Source organism: Streptomyces termitum (genome assembly GCF_014650175.1).
Classification (GTDB): domain Bacteria; phylum Actinomycetota; class Actinomycetes; order Streptomycetales; family Streptomycetaceae; genus Streptomyces; species Streptomyces termitum.
Window position 1 is genome coordinate 600,869 of sequence record NZ_BMUL01000002.1, and the last position, 16,854, is coordinate 617,722.

Annotated in this window: 13 protein-coding genes and 1 other RNA gene; 2 read left to right on the forward strand and 12 right to left on the reverse strand. The window is 73.0% G+C overall.

Annotated features, from left to right (window positions below):
- Window positions 1-102 precede the first annotated feature (102 nt).
- A complete protein-coding gene (gene murA, locus IE219_RS05995; RefSeq protein WP_189975449.1) occupies window positions 103-1,449 on the forward strand; it encodes a UDP-N-acetylglucosamine 1-carboxyvinyltransferase in 1,347 nt (448 codons plus the stop codon).
- 75 nt (window positions 1,450-1,524) lie between these two features.
- On the opposite strand, the gene IE219_RS06000 is transcribed toward murA, so the two are convergent.
- From IE219_RS06000 to IE219_RS06030, 7 genes are all read right to left on the reverse strand, one after another.
- Window positions 1,525-1,806, reverse strand: a complete 282-nt coding sequence (locus IE219_RS06000) for an HU family DNA-binding protein (RefSeq protein WP_017237029.1) — start codon at window positions 1,804-1,806, stop codon at window positions 1,525-1,527.
- Window positions 1,807-2,142: 336 nt separating this feature from the next.
- Window positions 2,143-3,558, reverse strand: coding sequence for an NAD-dependent malic enzyme (locus tag IE219_RS06005; protein WP_189975450.1), 1,416 nt, complete (start codon window positions 3,556-3,558; stop codon window positions 2,143-2,145).
- A 400-nt stretch (window positions 3,559-3,958) separates the two neighbouring features.
- The gene (locus IE219_RS06010) at window positions 3,959-6,238 is read right to left on the reverse strand and encodes a HelD family protein (protein ID WP_189975451.1); all 2,280 of its coding nucleotides are present in this window, start codon (window positions 6,236-6,238) and stop codon (window positions 3,959-3,961) included.
- Between the two features lie 62 nt (window positions 6,239-6,300).
- Window positions 6,301-6,819 carry a GNAT family N-acetyltransferase gene (locus tag IE219_RS06015; RefSeq protein WP_189975452.1) on the reverse strand — a complete coding sequence of 173 codons (519 nt, stop codon included), beginning with the start codon at window positions 6,817-6,819 and terminating at the stop codon, window positions 6,301-6,303.
- A 28-nt stretch (window positions 6,820-6,847) separates the two neighbouring features.
- Window positions 6,848-7,984 carry a uroporphyrinogen-III synthase gene (locus tag IE219_RS06020; RefSeq protein WP_229849603.1) on the reverse strand — a complete coding sequence of 379 codons (1,137 nt, stop codon included), beginning with the start codon at window positions 7,982-7,984 and terminating at the stop codon, window positions 6,848-6,850.
- A gap of 83 nt (window positions 7,985-8,067) precedes the next feature.
- Window positions 8,068-9,423: a nitrate/nitrite transporter gene (locus tag IE219_RS06025; protein WP_189975454.1), complete on the reverse strand. Its 1,356-nt coding sequence runs from the start codon at window positions 9,421-9,423 to the stop codon at window positions 8,068-8,070.
- Between the two features lie 110 nt (window positions 9,424-9,533).
- Window positions 9,534-10,514 carry a LysR family transcriptional regulator gene (locus IE219_RS06030; protein ID WP_229849604.1) on the reverse strand — a complete coding sequence of 327 codons (981 nt, stop codon included), beginning with the start codon at window positions 10,512-10,514 and terminating at the stop codon, window positions 9,534-9,536.
- A gap of 82 nt (window positions 10,515-10,596) precedes the next feature.
- Here IE219_RS06030 and IE219_RS06035 point away from each other — a divergent pair, with 82 nt between their 5' ends.
- Complete coding sequence (locus tag IE219_RS06035) at window positions 10,597-11,841, forward strand: MFS transporter (RefSeq protein WP_229849605.1); 1,245 nt, start codon at window positions 10,597-10,599, stop codon at window positions 11,839-11,841.
- Between the two features lie 23 nt (window positions 11,842-11,864).
- Here IE219_RS06035 and IE219_RS06040 read toward each other — a convergent pair whose 3' ends face one another.
- The 5 genes from IE219_RS06040 to ftsX form a co-directional block, all read right to left on the reverse strand.
- The gene (locus IE219_RS06040) at window positions 11,865-13,481 is read right to left on the reverse strand and encodes a hypothetical protein (RefSeq protein WP_189975456.1); all 1,617 of its coding nucleotides are present in this window, start codon (window positions 13,479-13,481) and stop codon (window positions 11,865-11,867) included.
- 177 nt (window positions 13,482-13,658) lie between these two features.
- Window positions 13,659-14,027, reverse strand: a transfer-messenger RNA (tmRNA) gene (gene ssrA, locus IE219_RS06045).
- 81 nt (window positions 14,028-14,108) lie between these two features.
- Window positions 14,109-14,648: an SsrA-binding protein SmpB gene (gene smpB / locus IE219_RS06050; protein ID WP_229849606.1), complete on the reverse strand. Its 540-nt coding sequence runs from the start codon at window positions 14,646-14,648 to the stop codon at window positions 14,109-14,111.
- Between the two features lie 18 nt (window positions 14,649-14,666).
- A complete protein-coding gene (locus IE219_RS06055; protein WP_189975457.1) occupies window positions 14,667-15,854 on the reverse strand; it encodes a S41 family peptidase in 1,188 nt (395 codons plus the stop codon).
- A gap of 78 nt (window positions 15,855-15,932) precedes the next feature.
- Window positions 15,933-16,850 carry a permease-like cell division protein FtsX gene (gene ftsX / locus IE219_RS06060; protein ID WP_189975458.1) on the reverse strand — a complete coding sequence of 306 codons (918 nt, stop codon included), beginning with the start codon at window positions 16,848-16,850 and terminating at the stop codon, window positions 15,933-15,935.
- Window positions 16,851-16,854 lie beyond the last annotated feature (4 nt).

Genomic DNA, 16,854 nt, shown 5'->3' on the forward strand with positions numbered 1-16,854 from the left:
TTCATTACGTCTGCCAGGCCCCCCGGGGGGCCCGATCGGGGTGCAATGGCCCCTTACCCTTTTCTCTGGCCACCCGACCGACGACTCCGGAACGCGAGATTCATGACCGGCACAGACAGCCAAGACGTACTGCTTGTCCACGGCGGAACCCCGCTGGAGGGCGAGATCCGCGTCCGCGGCGCGAAGAACCTCGTGCCCAAGGCGATGGTCGCCGCCCTGCTCGGCAGTGGCCCCAGCCGCCTGCGCAACGTGCCCGACATCCGTGACGTCCGCGTCGTGCGGGGGCTGCTCCAGCTGCACGGGGTGACGGTCCGCCCCGGTGACGAGCCCGGCGAGCTAGTCCTCGACCCGACGCACGTCGAGTCCGCCAACGTCTCCGACATCGACGCCCACGCCGGTTCCTCGCGCATCCCGATCCTCTTCTGCGGCCCGCTGCTGCACCGTCTGGGCCACGCCTTCATCCCGGGCCTGGGCGGCTGCGACATCGGCGGCCGGCCGATCGACTTCCACTTCGACGTGCTCCGCCAGTTCGGCGCGACCATCGAGAAGCGGGCCGACGGCCAGTACCTGGAGGCCCCGCAGCGCCTTCGCGGCTGCAAGATCCGCCTCCCGTACCCCTCGGTCGGCTCGACCGAGCAGGTGCTGCTCACCGCCGTCCTCGCCGAGGGCGTCACCGAGCTGTCGAACGCGGCCGTGGAGCCGGAGATCGAGGACCTCATCTGCGTGCTGCAGAAGATGGGCGCCATCATCTCCATGGACACCGACCGGACCATCCGGATCACCGGTGTCGACCGCCTCGACGGCTACACCCACCGGGCGCTCCCGGACCGCCTGGAGGCGGCCTCCTGGGCGTCGGCGGCGCTGGCCACCGAGGGCGACATCTACGTGCGCGGCGCCCAGCAGCGCTCGATGATGACCTTCCTCAACACCTACCGGAAGGTCGGCGGCGCCTTCGAGATCGACGACGAGGGCATCCGCTTCTGGCACCCGGGCGGCTCGCTGAACGCGATCCACCTGGAGACCGACGTCCACCCCGGCTTCCAGACCGACTGGCAGCAGCCGCTGGTCGTCGCCCTGACGCAGGCGTCCGGCCTCTCCATCGTCCACGAGACGGTGTACGAGTCCCGGCTGGGCTTCACCTCGGCGCTGAACCAGATGGGTGCCCACATCCAGCTCTACCGCGAGTGCCTGGGCGGCTCCGACTGCCGCTTCGGCCAGCGGAACTTCCTCCACTCGGCGGTCGTCAGCGGCCCCACCCGCCTCCAGGGCGCCGACCTGGTCATCCCGGACCTGCGCGGCGGCTTCTCGTACCTGATCGCGGCCCTGGCCGCGCAGGGCACTTCGCGGGTGCACGGCATCGACCTGATCAACCGCGGCTACGAGAACTTCATGGAGAAGCTGATCGAGCTGGGCGCCAAGGTCGAGCTGCCGGGCGGCGCGCTCGTGTAGGGCCCTCTGCGCCACGAACGGAAGGGCGGCCACCCCCGAGGGGGTGGCCGCCCTTTTCGCGCGCCTGGGGGCCGCTTACTTGCCCTTGGCGGCTTCCTTGAGCTTCGAGCCCGCGGAGACCTTCACGCTGTAGCCGGCCGGGATGTTGATCGGGTCGCCGGTCTGCGGGTTGCGAGCGGTGCGAGCGGCACGGTGGGTGCGCTCGAAGGTCAGGAAGCCGGGGATGGTGACCTTCTCGTCGCCCTTGGCGACGACCTCGCCGACGGTCTCGGCGAGGGCGGCCAGCACGGCGTCGGCGTCCTTGCGGGTCACCTCGGCGCGGTCGGCCAGCGCGGCCACCAGCTCACTGCGGTTCATGTTGTTACTCCCGTGTTCTTCTTGCCTGTGAGGCGTGAGATCGAAGCCGATGCTGCCAGGGGCCTCGGACAGTGCCCGTTGCCGGGTCCGTCCTCTCCGTGATCCCTCGCGCCCTGGGGGTTCCCCCCTGGACGAAGTCCTCGGGGGAGCATCCTGCCCCCACCACCGGCGGGAACGCCAATCCGGCACCCCCTCGGGTCACCCGGAAGGCACCGGAGTCCCCTGGCGGTGACGGAGCGTCGACTCCCCGCAAACGGTGCGGAGCCGAAAAGCCACCCTAAAGGCGGGTTTACGGCTCCGCGAATCCGACACACCCGGGCGGGTGCGCCGGGAGGGTCAGGCGCCCGCTCCGGCCGCCTTCGCGGCGGTGCGCACGGCGCCCGCGACGGCGCCCGCGACCTTGTCGTTGAAGACCGACGGGATGATGTAGTTCGGGTTCAGCTCGTCCTCGGTGACGACGTCCGCGAGGGCGGTGGCGGCGGCCAGCATCATCTCGGTGTTGACCGTGCGGGACTGCGCGTCGAGCAGGCCGCGGAAGACGCCGGGGAAGACCAGCACGTTGTTGATCTGGTTCGGGAAGTCCGAGCGGCCGGTGGCCACGACGGCGGCGGTCTGCCGGGCGGCGGCCGGGTCGACCTCCGGGTCGGGGTTCGCGAGCGCGAAGACGATGGAGCCCTCGGCCATGGCGGCGACGTCCTCGGCGCCCAGCAGGTTCGGGGCGGAGACGCCGATGAAGACGTCGGCGCCGACGACGGCCTGCTTGAGGGTGCCGGTGACGCCCTCCGGGTTGGTGTTGTCCGCGATCCAGCGCAGCGGCGAGTCGGCGGGCGCCTCGACCAGGTCCGCGCGGTCGGCGTGCACGACGCCGTGGATGTCGGCCACCACCGCGTGCTTCACGCCGGCCGCGAGCAGCAGCTTGAGGATGGCGGTGCCGGCCGCGCCGGCGCCGGACATGACGACCTTGACGTCCCCGATGCCCTTGCCGACCACGCGCAGCGCGTTGGTGAGCGCGGCGAGGACGACGATGGCGGTGCCGTGCTGGTCGTCGTGGAAGACCGGGATGTCGAGCGCCTCGCGCAGGCGGGCCTCGATCTCGAAGCAGCGCGGGGCGGAGATGTCCTCCAGGTTGATGCCCGCGAAGCCGGGGGCGATCGCCTTGACGATCTCGACGATGGCGTCGGTGTCCTGGGTGTCCAGGCAGATCGGCCAGGCGTCGATGCCGGCGAAGCGCTTGAAGAGGGCGGCCTTGCCCTCCATGACGGGCAGCGCGGCCTTGGGGCCGATGTTGCCGAGGCCGAGGACGGCGGAGCCGTCGGTGACGACCGCGACCGAGTTGCGCTTGATGGTGAGGCGGCGGGCGTCCTCGGGGTTCTCGGCGATGGCCATGCACACGCGGGCGACGCCCGGGGTGTAGATCATCGAGAGGTCGTCGCGGTTGCGGATGGGGTGCTTGGACGCCATCTCGATCTTGCCGCCGAGGTGCATCAGGAAGGTGCGGTCCGAGACCTTGCCGAGGACGACGCCCTCGATCTCCCGGAGCCGTTCGACGATCTCGTCCGCGTGCGCCGTGGAGGTCGCGGCGACGGTGACGTCGATCCGGAGCTTCTCGTGGCCGGAGGCGGTGACGTCGAGGCCCGTGACCGAGCCGCCGTGCGACTCGACCGCCGCGGTGAGCTGCGAGACCGCGGTGCCGCTCGCGGGCACCTCCAGCCGGACCGTCATCGAGTACGAGACGCTGGGCGCCGTTGCCATGGCCGGGTTCCTCTGCTTTCCCTAGCTTCGTTGCTACGCCGCCCCGGCTGGTCGCCCGGCTTGCGCCCTCCGATGGTCGCACCTACCTGCCGGTAGCAGGTAATGCGGTCATTTTGTTTTCGGAAAGTAGTTTCCACCATACGAGAGATGTGGAAACAACAGAAGGGGCCCCGGTCATCGGAAGACGACCGGGGCCCCAACTTCGTATGTACGTCTAAGCGACACCGGCCCGCCATGCTCGCCTCGCGGCAAGTGGTCCCTCTGAGGGACGAAGGTTGGGCCCGGGGGCTTGGATCGAGCCGGTGTCACGAACCAGGCTAACAAACCATCCCCGAAGGTGATTCCCCCGACGCGTGTTGACCTGAGAACGCCGCCGCGCGCGGGGGAACCGGGGCCGGGCTCAGTCCCGCAGCAGGTCCGGCACGCCCGCCGCGTCCGGCAGGTCCCGCTCCCCCGACAGCACCGTCAGCGCCTGCGTCGAGCGGGTCAGCGCCACGTACAGCACCCGCAGTCCGGCCGGGGACTCGTCGGCGATCTCCGCCGGGGAGACCACCAGCGTGGCGTCGTACTCCAGGCCCTTCGCCTCCAGCGAGCCCAGCGCGACCACCCGGTCGCCGAGCCCGGCCAGCCAGCGGGCCGCCTCCGCCCGCCGGTCCATGGCCACCACCACGCCCACCGTGCCCTCCACCGAGGCCAGCAGCCGCTCCGCCTCCGACCGCACGGCGGCGGCCAGGTCGGCGCCCTCGCCCAGGGCCGTGAAGCGGGGCTCGACGCCCGTCGAGCGGACCGCGCGCGGCGCCTCCTTCCCCGGCATCGCCAGGGCCAGCACCTTGGCCGCCAGCTCGGCGATCTCGGCCGGGTTGCGGTAGTTGACGGTCAGTTCGAAGCGGCGGCGCGGCCGGGAGCCCAGCGCCTCGTCCCGGGCCGCCGCCGCCTCGTCCGGGTCCGACCAGGACGACTGCGCCGGGTCCCCGACGACCGTCCAGGTGGCGTGCCGGCCCCGGCGGCCGACCATCCGCCACTGCATGGGCGTCAGGTCCTGCGCCTCGTCGACGATGACGTGGGCGTACTCGGTGCGCTCGGCCGCGAGCCGCTCGGCCCGCTCGCGCTGGGTCTCCTCCCGTACCGGCATCAGCTCCTCCAGGCCGGTGAGCTGGTCCAGCGGGTCGTACTCCCGCTTCCGCTTCGGCCGGGCCGGGGCGCCGAGCAGGGTGTGCAGCTCGTCCAGGAGGGCCACGTCGTGGACGGAGAGGCCGGGGCGGCGCAGCGAGCGGGCCAGCCGCCGGGTCTCGCCGGGGTTGAGGACCCGGCGGGCCCAGCGGCCCAGCCGCCGCTCGTCGGCCATGGCGTCGAGCACGCCGCGCGGGGTGAGCTCCGGCCACCAGGCGTCGAGGAAGCCGAGGAAGGCGTCCTCGGTGGAGACGTCCTCGTCGAAGGAGGAGCGCAGCTCGGCGGCGAGTTCCGGGTCGCTGTGCCGGCCGACCGCGCCCGACTTGGCGTACAGCGCGTCGAGGAGGAGCCGGCGGGCGCGGGGGCGCAGCAGGTTGACGGGCGCGGTGCCGGAGAGCACGTTCTGCCGGATGCGGCGCAGCTCCGGCTCCTCCAGCTCCAGGCGGCGGCCGAAGGCGACGACCCGCAGCAGCCTGGGCGCCGCCGGGCCCTCCAGGGCGCCGCGCGCGGCCTTGCGGAGCACGGCGAGCATCCGGGAGGAGCCCTTGATCCGGGAGACGGCGGGCTCGTCGTACACGTCCGCCTCCGCCCCGTCGACGAGGCCGCCCAGGGCCCGGATCGCGACCTGGCCCTCCTCGCCCAGCGAGGGCAGCACGCCCTCGGTGTACGAGACGAGGAGCGGGGTCGGCGAGACGATCAGGATGCCGCCGGAGTAGCGCCGCCGGTCCTGGTAGAGCAGGTACGCGGCCCGGTGCAGCGCCACCGCCGTCTTGCCCGTGCCGGGACCGCCCTCGACATAGGTGACGGAGGCGGCGGGGGCGCGGATGACGAGGTCCTGCTCGGCCTGGATGGAGGAGACGATGTCCCGCATCGAGTGCGAGCGGGCCTGGCCGAGCGCGGCCATCAGGGCGCCGTCGCCGATGACGGGCAGTTCGGCGCCGCCGAGGGTGGCCCGCAGCTCGGGGCGCATCAGGTCGTCCTCGACGCCGAGGACCCGGCGGCCCTTGGAGCGGATGACGCGCCGGCGCACCACCCGGCCGGGCTCGACCGGGGTGGACCGGTAGAAGGGCGCGGCGGCCGGGGCCCGCCAGTCGATGACGAGCGGGGAGTAGTCGGCGTCGAGGACGCCGATGCGGCCGATGTGCAGGGTCTCGCCGATCTCGGCGGTGTTGTCGGGCCGGATCGCGTCGTCGGCGGGCTCGACGGAGGTGTAGGCGCCGTCCGGGCCCCGCACCCCGTCCTTGCCGTACAGCAGGTCGATCCGCCCGAAGAGGAAGTCCTCGAACTCGTTGTTGAGCCGGTTGAGGTGGATGCCGGCGCGGAAGACCTGCGCGTCGCGCTCGGCGAGGGCGCCCGGCGTGCCGACGTGCCCCTTCTGGGCGGCGTCGTTCATCAGGAACTCCGCCTCGTGGATCTTCTCCTCCAGCCGGCGGTAGACCTGGTCCAGATGTTCCTGCTCGACACCGATCTCACGGTCCGCGACCGTGTCGACGGCTTCCTGCGCGGCCACTGAGGCCCCCTTCTGACGTGCACTGGGCAGCCGTCAAAGGTACGCCACCGAAGGCCGCCGTGTCAGGCGCGGGGCGGGTCCTCGTCGTGCAGGATCAGCTGGAAGAGGTGGTGGTCGCGCCACGCCCCGTCGATGTGGAGGTAGCGGGGGGCGGTGCCGATCCGCTCGAAGCCGCTCTTGGCCAGGACGCGCTGCGAGGCGTGGTTGTCCAGGAGGGTGCCGGCGGCCAGCCGGTGCAGGCCCATGTCGTCCCGGGCGGCATCGGTCACGACGCGGACGAGGGCGGTCGCCAGGCCCCGGCCGCCGTGCGCCGGATCGACCCAGTAGCCGAGGGAGGCGCCGCGGAGCGGGCCCATGACGATGCCCGACAGGGTCGCGTTGGCGACGATCTCGCCGCCCGCCCAGGCGAACCACCGGCGGCCGCCGTCGGCCAGCCGCTCGGCCTGCCCCTCGGCCGTGTAGTAGTGCTCGGTGCGGTACGGCTCCCAGGGCCGCATGTGCGCGCGGGTGCGGAGCACCGCGCGGGCGAGCGCCGCCGCGTCCTCGGGCCGGGCTTCCCTGATCTCCGTCTCGGTGTCCATCCCGGCACGCTACCGCGCGCGTCCGGGGTCACGGCGCGGCGGGCGCCCCGGCCCGGGGGTCGACGGAGAGGCGGTAGCCGCGTTTGACGACGGTCTGGACGAGGTGCGGGGTGCCGAGGGCGGTGCGCAGCCGTGCCACGGCCGTCTCGACGGCGTGCTCGTCGCGGCCCGCGCCGGGCAGCGCCCGCAGGAGTTCGGCGCGGGGCACGACCCAGCCGGGGCGGCGGGCGAGGGCGCGCAGGAGGGCCATGCCGGCGGGCGGGACGGGCCGCAGGGCGCCGTCGACGAGGACGGCGTGGCCGCGCAGTTCGACCCGGTGCCCGGCGACGGGCAGCACCGGGGCGCGGGCGGGCAGTTCGGTGCACAGGACCTGGACCAGGGGGCCGAGGCGGAAGCGTTCGGGCTGGTGGACGGGGATCTCCTCGGCGAGCAGGGGCAGTGCGGTGACGGGGCCGACGCCCGCCACGAGGACGTCGCGGCGGAGCGCGGCGACGGCCTCCTCGCGCAGGCCCCGTCCGGCGGCGCGGGCGAGGAGCGAGGCGGCGGCGGGGGCGCTGGTGAAGGCGAGCGCGTCGACGGTGCGGGCGAGGACCGCGTCGAGGAGCCGGTCGAGGGGGGCGGGGTCCTCGGGCGGCATCCAGCGGTAGACGGGGACGGCGAGGACGGTCGCCCCGGCGGCGGTGAGGGCCTCGGCGAAGCCGGGGAGGGGTTCGCCGTGGAGCTGGACGGCGACGCGGCGGCCGGCGACGCCCTCGGCGAGGAGCCGGTCGAGGACCTCGGCCATGGACTCGGAGGAGGGCGACCAGCTCTCGGTGAGTCCGGCGGCCCGGACGGCGCCCTTCACCTTCGGGCCGCGGGCGAGGAGGGAGGTGCCGCGCAGGGCGTCGAGGAGGGCGGTGCCGTGGCCCCAGCCCTCGGCGGCCTCGATCCAGCCGCGGAAGCCGATGGCGGTGGTGGCGACGACGGTGTCGGGGGCGGCGGCGATGATCTCCCGGGTGGCGGCGAGGAGTTCGGTGTCGTCGGCGAGGGGGACGATCCGCAGGGCGGGCCCGTGGACGACGGCCGCGCCGCGCCGGCGGAGCAGGGCGACGAGTTCGTCCGCGCGCCGGGCGGCGGTGACGCCGACGGTGAAGCCGGCCAGGGGGCCGTGTGCGTGCTGGTCCATGGTCGTCGAGGGTGGCGCGGGCGCGTGTCGGTCTCGGTTCACGCGTATTTCCTGCCCGTTACGGTCGGCGTGCGGCATCCGGGTCACACCCGCGCGGGTCCGGGCCGGTGCTCCGGCTCCTCGGCTCCGGCGGCGGTGTCGGGGACGGCGGCGGGCCGGCGAAGGTATACCGCCCAGGTGACGGCGATGCAGGCGGCGTAGAAGGCGAGGAAGGCGAGGAAGGCCCCGGTGCCGGTGCCGACGGTCTGGAAGGACTGGCGGAAGGCGAGGTTGATGCCGAGGCCGCCGAGCGCGCCGACGGCTCCGATGAGGCCCATGGAGGCGCCGGAGAGGCGCCGTCCGTAGGCTTCGGCGGCCTCGCCGGCCAGGCCCCGGCGGTGGCCCTGGGCGAGGAAGATCGCCGGGATCATCTTGTAGGTGGAGCCGTTGCCGAGGCCGCTGAGGGCGAAGAGGGCGGTGAAGCCGGCGAGGAAGACGGTGAGGGACGCGGTCACCGAGGCGTAGACGACCACGCCGGTGGCGGCGGACATGGCGGCGAAGGCGGCGAGGGTGACGCGGGCACCGCCGTGCTTGTCGGCGAGGGCGCCGCCCCAGGGGCGGACGAGGGAGCCGAGCAGCGGGCCGAGGAAGGTGAGGGAGGCGGCCTGGAGGGGGGTGCGGCCGAACTGGGTCTGGAGGACGAGGCCGAAGGCGAAGCCGTAGCCGATGAAGGACCCGAAGGTGCCGACGTACAGGAAGGCCATGATCCAGGTGTGGCGGGCGCGTACGGCTTCGAGAACGGCCCCGGTGTCGTTCCGCACCGGCGTGAGGTTGTCCATGAAGAGCGCGGCGCAGACCGCGGCGACCACGATGAGCGGCAGGTAGACGCCGAGGACGATCCTCGGGTGGGCGGCGCCGGCGGTGCCGATGACGAGGAGGCCGGCGAGCTGGACGGCGGGGACGCCGATGTTGCCGCCGCCGGCGTTGAGGCCGAGGGCCCAGCCCTTCTTCCGCAGCGGGAAGAAGGCGTTGATGTTGGTCATGGAGGAGGCGAAGTTGCCGCCGCCGACGCCGGTGAGGGCGGCCACCAGGACGAAGGTCGGGTAGGAGGTGCCGGGTTCCATGACGGCGTGGGCGAGGCCGGTGGGCAGGAGGAGCGCGAGGGAGCTGAGGACGGTCCAGTTCCGGCCGCCGAAGCGGGCGACGGCGAAGGTGTACGGGACGCGGACGAGGGCGCCGGTGAGGGTCGCGGTGGCGATGAGGAAGAACTTCCCGGCCGCGTCGACGCCGTACTCGGGTCCCATGAAGAGGACCATCACGGACCACAGGCTCCAGACGGAGAAGCCGATGTGTTCGGAGAGGACGGAGAAGGCGAGGTTGCGCCGGGCGATCCGCTCGCCCTTCTCGCGCCAGAAGGTCTCGTCCTCCGGCTCCCACACGTCGATCCAGCGCCCGCCCATGTCGCACCTCCGCCGGTGTCGGACCCGGTTTTCGGGTCCTGGTGGCGACGACGCTAGGGAGGGCGCGTTTCGGGGCGGTGCCGTGAGGTGACGGCGGCGGAACCTTGCTCTCACCCGGCCGGGCCGGGCCGTGTGAGCGGCAGTCCCGGCTCGTCCTCGGGGAGCCAGGAGCCGGGCGGCCGGTCGAGCCAGCCCTCGCGGCGGCCGATCTCGCCGGCGGCGGCGCGCAGGGCGTCGAGGCCGGGGTGGCGCAGTCCGGCGCGCCAGACGAGGCTGACGGGCGAGAGCGGCACGGGGTCGGTGAGGGGCCGCAGGACGCAGCCGGGCATGGGCGGGAAGCCGGTGACGGCGAGGACGGGGGTGCGGTGCTTGGCCATGATCCGCTGGAACTCCTCCTTGCCGACGGCGAGCGGCGCGGGCGGTGCGAGGCGGATGCCGTGGCCGGCGAAGAGGCGGGCGGCGAGGTCGGTCCACTCGGGGGTGCGGTCGTTCCCGGCGCCCGCGTAGACCTCCGTGCCGGCGAGGCGGGCGAGCGGTACCTCGGGCAGGGCGGCCAGCTCGTGGTCGTCGGGCAGGATGACGGCCATCGGCTCGTGGCGGACGAAGTGGGAGTCGAGCCGGGCCCGCACGCCGGCCGGGAGGCCGCCGTACCGGCCGAAGGAGACGTCGAGCCGGCCGGCCAGGATCTCCCGGGCGGCGCCGGTGAGCCCGGACTCGTAGCGGGCCATCAGCTCCTGTTCGGGGGCGAGTTCGCGGGCCCGGGCCAGGACGCGGTCGTGGACGAGGCCGGGGCTGTTGAGGTCGACGAGGAGGGGCCGGGGCGCGGCGCGGAAGGCGTCGTGGAGGGCCTCGTGGGCGTCGAGGACGCGGCGGGCGTGCGGGAGGAGCCGTTCGCCGTCGGGGGTGAGGGCGACCTGCCGGGTGGTGCGGGTGAGGAGCTGGACGCCGAGGGCGCGCTCCAGGCGGGCGATGTCGCGGCTGAGGGCCTGCTGGGCGGTGTAGAGGCGGGCGGCGGCGCGGGTGAAGTGGAGTTCTTCGGCGACGGCGGTGAAGGCGCGCAGCAGGCGGGGGTCGAGGTCGGAGGAGGCCACCCCGCATCTAACAACAGAAGTGCGTGAATTGCCACCGAACAGGTGTTGGACGGTCCGGGGGCGGCGGCCGGAGCCTTGGTCCATGCCGCATTCCCTCCTCGCCCCGACCCCGGCCGGTCCCGGTCTGGCCCCCCGCTACCGCGAACCGGCCGCCCGCCGGCCCTCCGCCAACCCGTACGTCCGGCTGTTCGCCCTCCCCGGCACCCGCGCGTTCACCGCGGGCAACCTGGTCGCCCGGCTGCCCATGGGCATGTTCAGCGTCTCCGCGGTGATCATGATCGCCGGGGGGTACGGCTCGTACGCGCTGGCCGGCGCGGTCACCGCGACCGGGCTCGCGGCGACGGCGGTGGTCGCGCCGTGGACCGCCCGCCTGGTCGACCGGTACGGGCAGGCCCGGGTCGCCGTCCCGGCCGCCCTCCTGGCGGTCCTCGGCCAGCTGGCCCTGGTGCTGTGCGTGCGGGCGGGGGCACCGGCCTGGACCCTGTTCGCCTGCTACGCCGCGACCGCGACCGCGCCGAACACCGGCGGCATGTCCCGGGCCCGCTGGGCGCACCTGTACCGGGACGACCCGGCGGCCCGGCACACCGCGAACGCCTTCGAGCAGGCGGCGGACGAGTTGTGCTTCATGCTCGGGCCGGTGCTGGCCGCGTTCCTGTGCGCGGCGCTGTTCCCGGAGGCGGGCAGCCTGGCGGGCGCGGCGCTGTTCCTGGGCGGGGTGCTGGTCTTCGCGGCGCAGCGCTCGACGGAGCCGCCGCCGTCGCCCCGCGTGTCGGCGGGTTCGCCGCTGCGCGCGCCGGGGATGGCGCCGCTGCTGGGCGTGTTCCTCGCGCTGGGGGCGGTGTTCGGCGCGATGGAGGTGGTGACGCTGGCGTACGTGGACGGCCCGGCGGCCGGTCCGGTCCTGGCGCTCCAGGCGGCGGGCTCGTGCGCGGCCGGCCTGCTCTACGGCCGGGTGCGGCGCACGGTGGGCCTGGTGCCGTGCCTGGTGGCGATGACGGCCCTGATGGCGCTGCCGCTCCTGGCCGCCTCGGGCGGGGCGCTGCCGGCCCTGGCGGGCGCGCTCCTGGTGGCGGGCATGGCGACGGCGCCGACGCTGGTCACGGGCATGTCCCGGGTCCAGTCGCTGACCCCGCCGTCCCGGCTGAACGAGGGCATGACCCTGGCGGTGACGGCCCTCCTGGGCGGCATCGCGGCGGGTTCGGCGGCGGGCGGCTGGACGGTGGAGCACGTGGGCGCCGTGTACGGCTACGTCCTGCCGGTCGCGGCGGCGGGGACCGCCCTGCTGCCGGCGGCCCTGCCGGGGCACGCGGCGTCCCGGCGGCCGTAGGTCCGGCCGCCGGGACGGGCGGGTCAGCCGGTGACGGCCACGTGGTCCTCGCGGCTGCGGCTCGCGAAGTGGGTGGCGCCGTTGTCGTAGAACTTGGCCTGCCAGGTGCCGGACGCCTTGGCGGTGAACCGGCGGTTGATGGTGCCGTCGGCGGCGGTCGTGGTGGAGCCCATGTAGGCGTACGCGGTGCTGCCGTCGGCCTTGAAGTAGAAGCGGACGGTCTGGCCGCCGTACGGCTTCCAGGTGGTGCTGGACGCGGCCCGCTGCTTGAGGGTGCCGGTGAGGGTGAGGGCCTTGCCCTTGACGGCGGGCTCCGGGTTCACGTTGAACCCGGCGACGGTGGTGACGGTCTTGGTCAGCCGGAAGCGGGCGGAGACCGACCCGGCGAGGTCGGCCCGGCCCGCGTACCGCAGCCGCCAGTAGCCGTCGACGGGCGCGTTCGCCACGTTCGGCAGGTTGAAGAACCGGCCGGTCGGGCTGACGACGGTGACCACGCTCGCGCGGGTGGTCCAGCCGGTGCGGCCGTCGGCGGAGTACTGGAGCTCGACCGTGGCGGGGGCCTCGGCGGCCGTGGTGGCGCGCTGGACCAGCAGGCCCTGGGCGTACACCACGCGGTTCTTGTCGATGCCCGTCCACACGTTGGTGAAGGCGGTGCCCGCCGTCGCGGTGGCCTTGACGGCGGCGGTCGTGGAGTAGTCGAGCCACGGCTGCTGGTGGGCGGCGCCGACCTGCCAGGTCGTGGACTTCAGGATCCGCGCCGACTTCGCGAACCGGCCGGCGGCGTCGCTGCTGAAGCCGGACACGGTGGTGTTGGGGATCGCCAGGCGCATCGCGGTGGCGACCGGCTTCTCGGTGCCGTCCTTGGCGACGCGGTGGATGCTGCCGCGGACGGTGACGGAAGAGCCGTAGGGGGCCGTGACCTCGCGGGAGCCCTCGTCCAGGGCGACCTTCACCTTCTGGGTCTCGACCACGGGGGTGACGGAGCCCTGGGTGCCGATGTAGTCGCCGGGGGCGGGCAGGAGGGCGATCCGGCCGGAGGGCTCGGTGCCGGTGTACTCCACCGGGACGGAGAGGTGGCCGGCGGCGTCGGTGGTGGCCGTCCGGGTCCGGCCGGAGACGTCGAGGGTCACCTGCCGGCCGGCGAGCGGGGTGAGCTTCCCGTCGCGGGGGTCGCGGGCGGCCAGGTCCGCGGAGACGGTGGTGCCCAGGCTGTCGAGGGAGACCGCCCGGGAGGCGGCGGCGTTCTGGAAGACGGCGACCGGACGGTAGTCGAGCTCCCCCGCGTCCTTGTGGAGGACCGTCTCGCCCTCGGTGCCCTTGTACTCGATGTCCACGCTGTAGACGCCGAGGTCGGCGAGGGCCAGCGGGCCGGAGCGGTAGTAGTCCTCCATGCAGGAGGGCTCGCAGTCGTTGGTGTAGGTCCACGACGTGATGGTCTTGACCCGGGTCTCGCTGCCCTTCTTGCGGAGGTGGGCGGCGAAGTCGGGCAGGGCGCCCAGCGACATGACCGTGATGCCCTGGGGGGAGGCGTGGACGGTCTGGAGGTTGCCGGGGTCCGCGGCCTGTGCGACGCCGGGCGCGCACAGGGTGCCGAGCACGGCGGTGGCGGCGACGAGCGCCGCCGAGGTGAATCGTCTCAAGGAGTTCTCCCGGGCCATCGGTGAGGATCACCTGTGTGACACCCCGGGCGGGATCTTGGTTGTACGCCCGCTCGAACGAAGGTGCGGCCGGGCATGGCGGTGGCCGGGCGGAGGTCCGGCCGGGCATGACGAAGGCCCGGCGGTCGGGTGACCACCGGGCCTTCGCCCACATGGGATGAGTGGAGATGGCGGGAATCGAACCCGCGTCCAACGGTGCGGAACCAGGGCTTCTCCGTGCGCAGTCTGGTACGAGTTTCTCAGCCCTCCGGATCACCCAGACAAGTCCGGAACGGGCTCAGTCACTGTTTGATTTCCCTCTTCACCCCGTGACCGGGATCAAGGTTTAGTCCCCTTCATGATGCCAGGATCCGGGTCGGGAACAGCCCCGGGCTGACACTTCGCAAGTCGCTACTTAGGCAGCGAGGGCGAAGGAATCGCGCTTGGTGTTGGCGATTATTGGTTTCGGCGCGTGGTTAACGAGATCATTGCCGCTTCCTCGACACGCTTCCCCTGCTTCGACATCCGCTGTCGAAACCGATCATCCCCATGTTGATTTTTCAATAAGGTGCGCCCTCGGTGGGGTGCGTGGCCCATGGTACGTGACCGGCGGGCCCGGTTGCCAGCGTATTAACGCTCCTGGGCGCGCTGGCGCCGCTTCGCCGCCGCGATGGCGCGGGCGGTCTCGCGGGTGTCCTGCTGCTCCCGGAGCGTCTGCCGCTTGTCGTACTCCTTCTTGCCCTTGGCGAGCGCGATCTCGCACTTCACCCGGCCGTTCAGGAAGTACAGCGCGAGGGGCACGATCGTGTGACCGGTCTCCTGCGACTTCGACTCCAGCTTGTCGATCTCGGCCCGGTGCAGCAGCAGCTTCCGCTTCCGCTTGGCCGAGTGGTTGGTCCAGCTGCCCTGCGTGTACTCGGGCACGTGGATGTTGTGGAGCCACGCCTCGTGGCCGTCGATCTGGACGAAGCCGTCCACCAGCGACGCCCGCCCCATCCGGAGCGACTTCACCTCGGTCCCCATGAGCACCACGCCGCACTCGTAGGTGTCGATGATGTGGTAGTCGTGGCGCGCCTTCTTGTTCTGCGCGATGAGCTTGCGCTCGGGCCCCTTCTCCGGGGTCTTCTTCTTGGCAGGCTTTCCCTGCACGTTGACGAGTCCCTTTGCCATAGTGCGGTCATCTTCGCACTAGGCACCCCCTCCGAGGCCACTCAATACCGTCCGGGCCCGCTCCTCGGCCCGATCCCCGGCCGGCAGGTCGGGGACGATGCCCCGGCCGTCCACCTCGTGACCGGCCGGCGTGCGGTAGTGGCCGACGGTCAGCTCGGCGACCGAGCCGTCCGGCAGCGCGCTCGGCATCTGCACCGAGCCCTTGCCGAAGGTGCGGGCGCCGACGGTGACCGCCCGGCCCCGGTCCTGGAGGGCGCCCGTCAGCAGTTCGGCCGCGCTCATGGTGCCGCCGTCGACCAGCGCGACCAGCGGCCGGCCGGTGTCGCCGCCCCGCTCCGCGTACACCGCCCGCTGCTCGCCCTCGACGTCGTACGTGGCGACCAGCCCGCCGTCGAGGAAGGCGGAGGCCGCGGCGGCGGCCTCGTCCACCAGGCCGCCGGAGTTCCCCCGCAGGTCGAGCAGGACGCCCGCGCCGGGCGGGGCGGCCCGGACCGCCTCCCGCACCTTCGCCCCCGCGCCCTTGCTGAAGGCCGAGACCCGGATGACGACCGTACGGGGATCGGGGCGGCTGACCGAGACGGGGTCGGTGACGAGCCGCTCGCGGCGCAGGACCTGGGTCCAGGTCATGCCGTCGCGCCGGATCCGCAGCGCCACCGCCGAACCCGCCACGCCGTCGCCGCGCAGCAGCGAGACGACCTCGGAGACCGACAGGCCCTCGGCGGACCGCCCGCCGACCGAGAGCAGCAGGTCGCCGACCCGCACCCCGGCCCGCTCGGCGGGTCCCCCGGGCCGCACCCGGGTGACCCGGACGGCCCCGGTCCCCTCGGCCCGGCTCCCGGGCGCCGCCCCGGCGGAAAGGCCGACGCCCGTGTAGGCGCCGTCCAGGGACTCCTCGAACTCGGCGTACTCCCGCCGGTCGTAGACCGCGCCCCAGCGGTCGCCGCTGCGGCTGACGAACTCCTCGGCCGCCTGCTTGCCCGACTTGCCGTCGGCCACCGCCTCGGCGGCGACCCGGTGCAGGGCCGCCCGGTCGAAGACCGTCCGGTCGCCGGTGCCGGCCCGGGGCTCCCGCCCCTCCCCGTCCTCCCGGGGCAGGACGCCGGTCGCGGCGGCGGTGGCCAGGACCCCGGCGAAGACCAGCGTGAGAACGGCCCCGCGGACGATGCCACGGGGCCGGGGACAGAGGGGATCGGGGTCGGCCGACATGCGGCCCACTCTAGGACAGCACGAGGGCGCCGCACGGTCTTTGGCCGCACGACGCCATCCGCCGACAGGGGGCTCTTCTCACACCTTCAGGTACTTGCGCAGCGCGATGAACGCTGCCACCGAGGGCATCAGCAGTCCGATGACGATCACCAGCGGGAGCTGGGCGAGGACCACGTCCCAGCCGATGAAGTTCACCAGCGGCATCTGCTCGGCGAGGTTGAGGCCGTGGTCCACCAGGAAGTACCGGCCCGCCACCAGGAGCACGCAGGCGAAGGCGCCGCCGACCAGGCCGGAAAAGGCCGCCTCCATGATGAACGGCATCTGGATGTAGAAGCTGGAGGCGCCGACGAGCCGCATGATGCCGGTCTCGCGGCGGCGGCTGAAGGCGGAGACGCGGACCGTGTTGATGATCAGCATCAGCGCGATGACCAGCATCAGGAGCATGAGCGCGACGGCCGCGTAGTTGACGCTGCGCATCATGTTGAAGAGGGTCTCCAGGATGGAGCGCTGGTCCTGGACCGACTCCACGCCGTCCCGGCCCGCGAAGGCGGTCGCGACCACCTTGTACTTCTCCGGGTCCTTCAGCTTCACCCGGACCGACTCCTGCATCTGGTCCGGGGTGATGACGGAGGCGATGGCGGTGTCGCCGTACTGCTCCTTGTAGTGCTTGAAGGCCTCCTCGGCCGTCTCGTGGATGACGTTCTCCACGATGTCCATCTTCTTCAGATCCGCCTGGATCTGCTCGCGCTGCTGCGTGGTGACGGCGCCCTTGGCGCACTTCGACGAGGCCGAGGCGTCCGTCTTGTTGCAGAGGAAGATGGAGACGTTGACCTTGTCGTACCAGTAGTCCTTCATCGTGGAGACCTGCTCGCGCATGAGCAGGGCACCGCCGAAGAGGGCCAGCGACAGGGCCACGGAGACGATCACCGCGAAGGTCATCGTCAGGTTGCGCCGGAGGCCGACGCCGATCTCGGAGAGCACGAACTGAGCGCGCATGGTG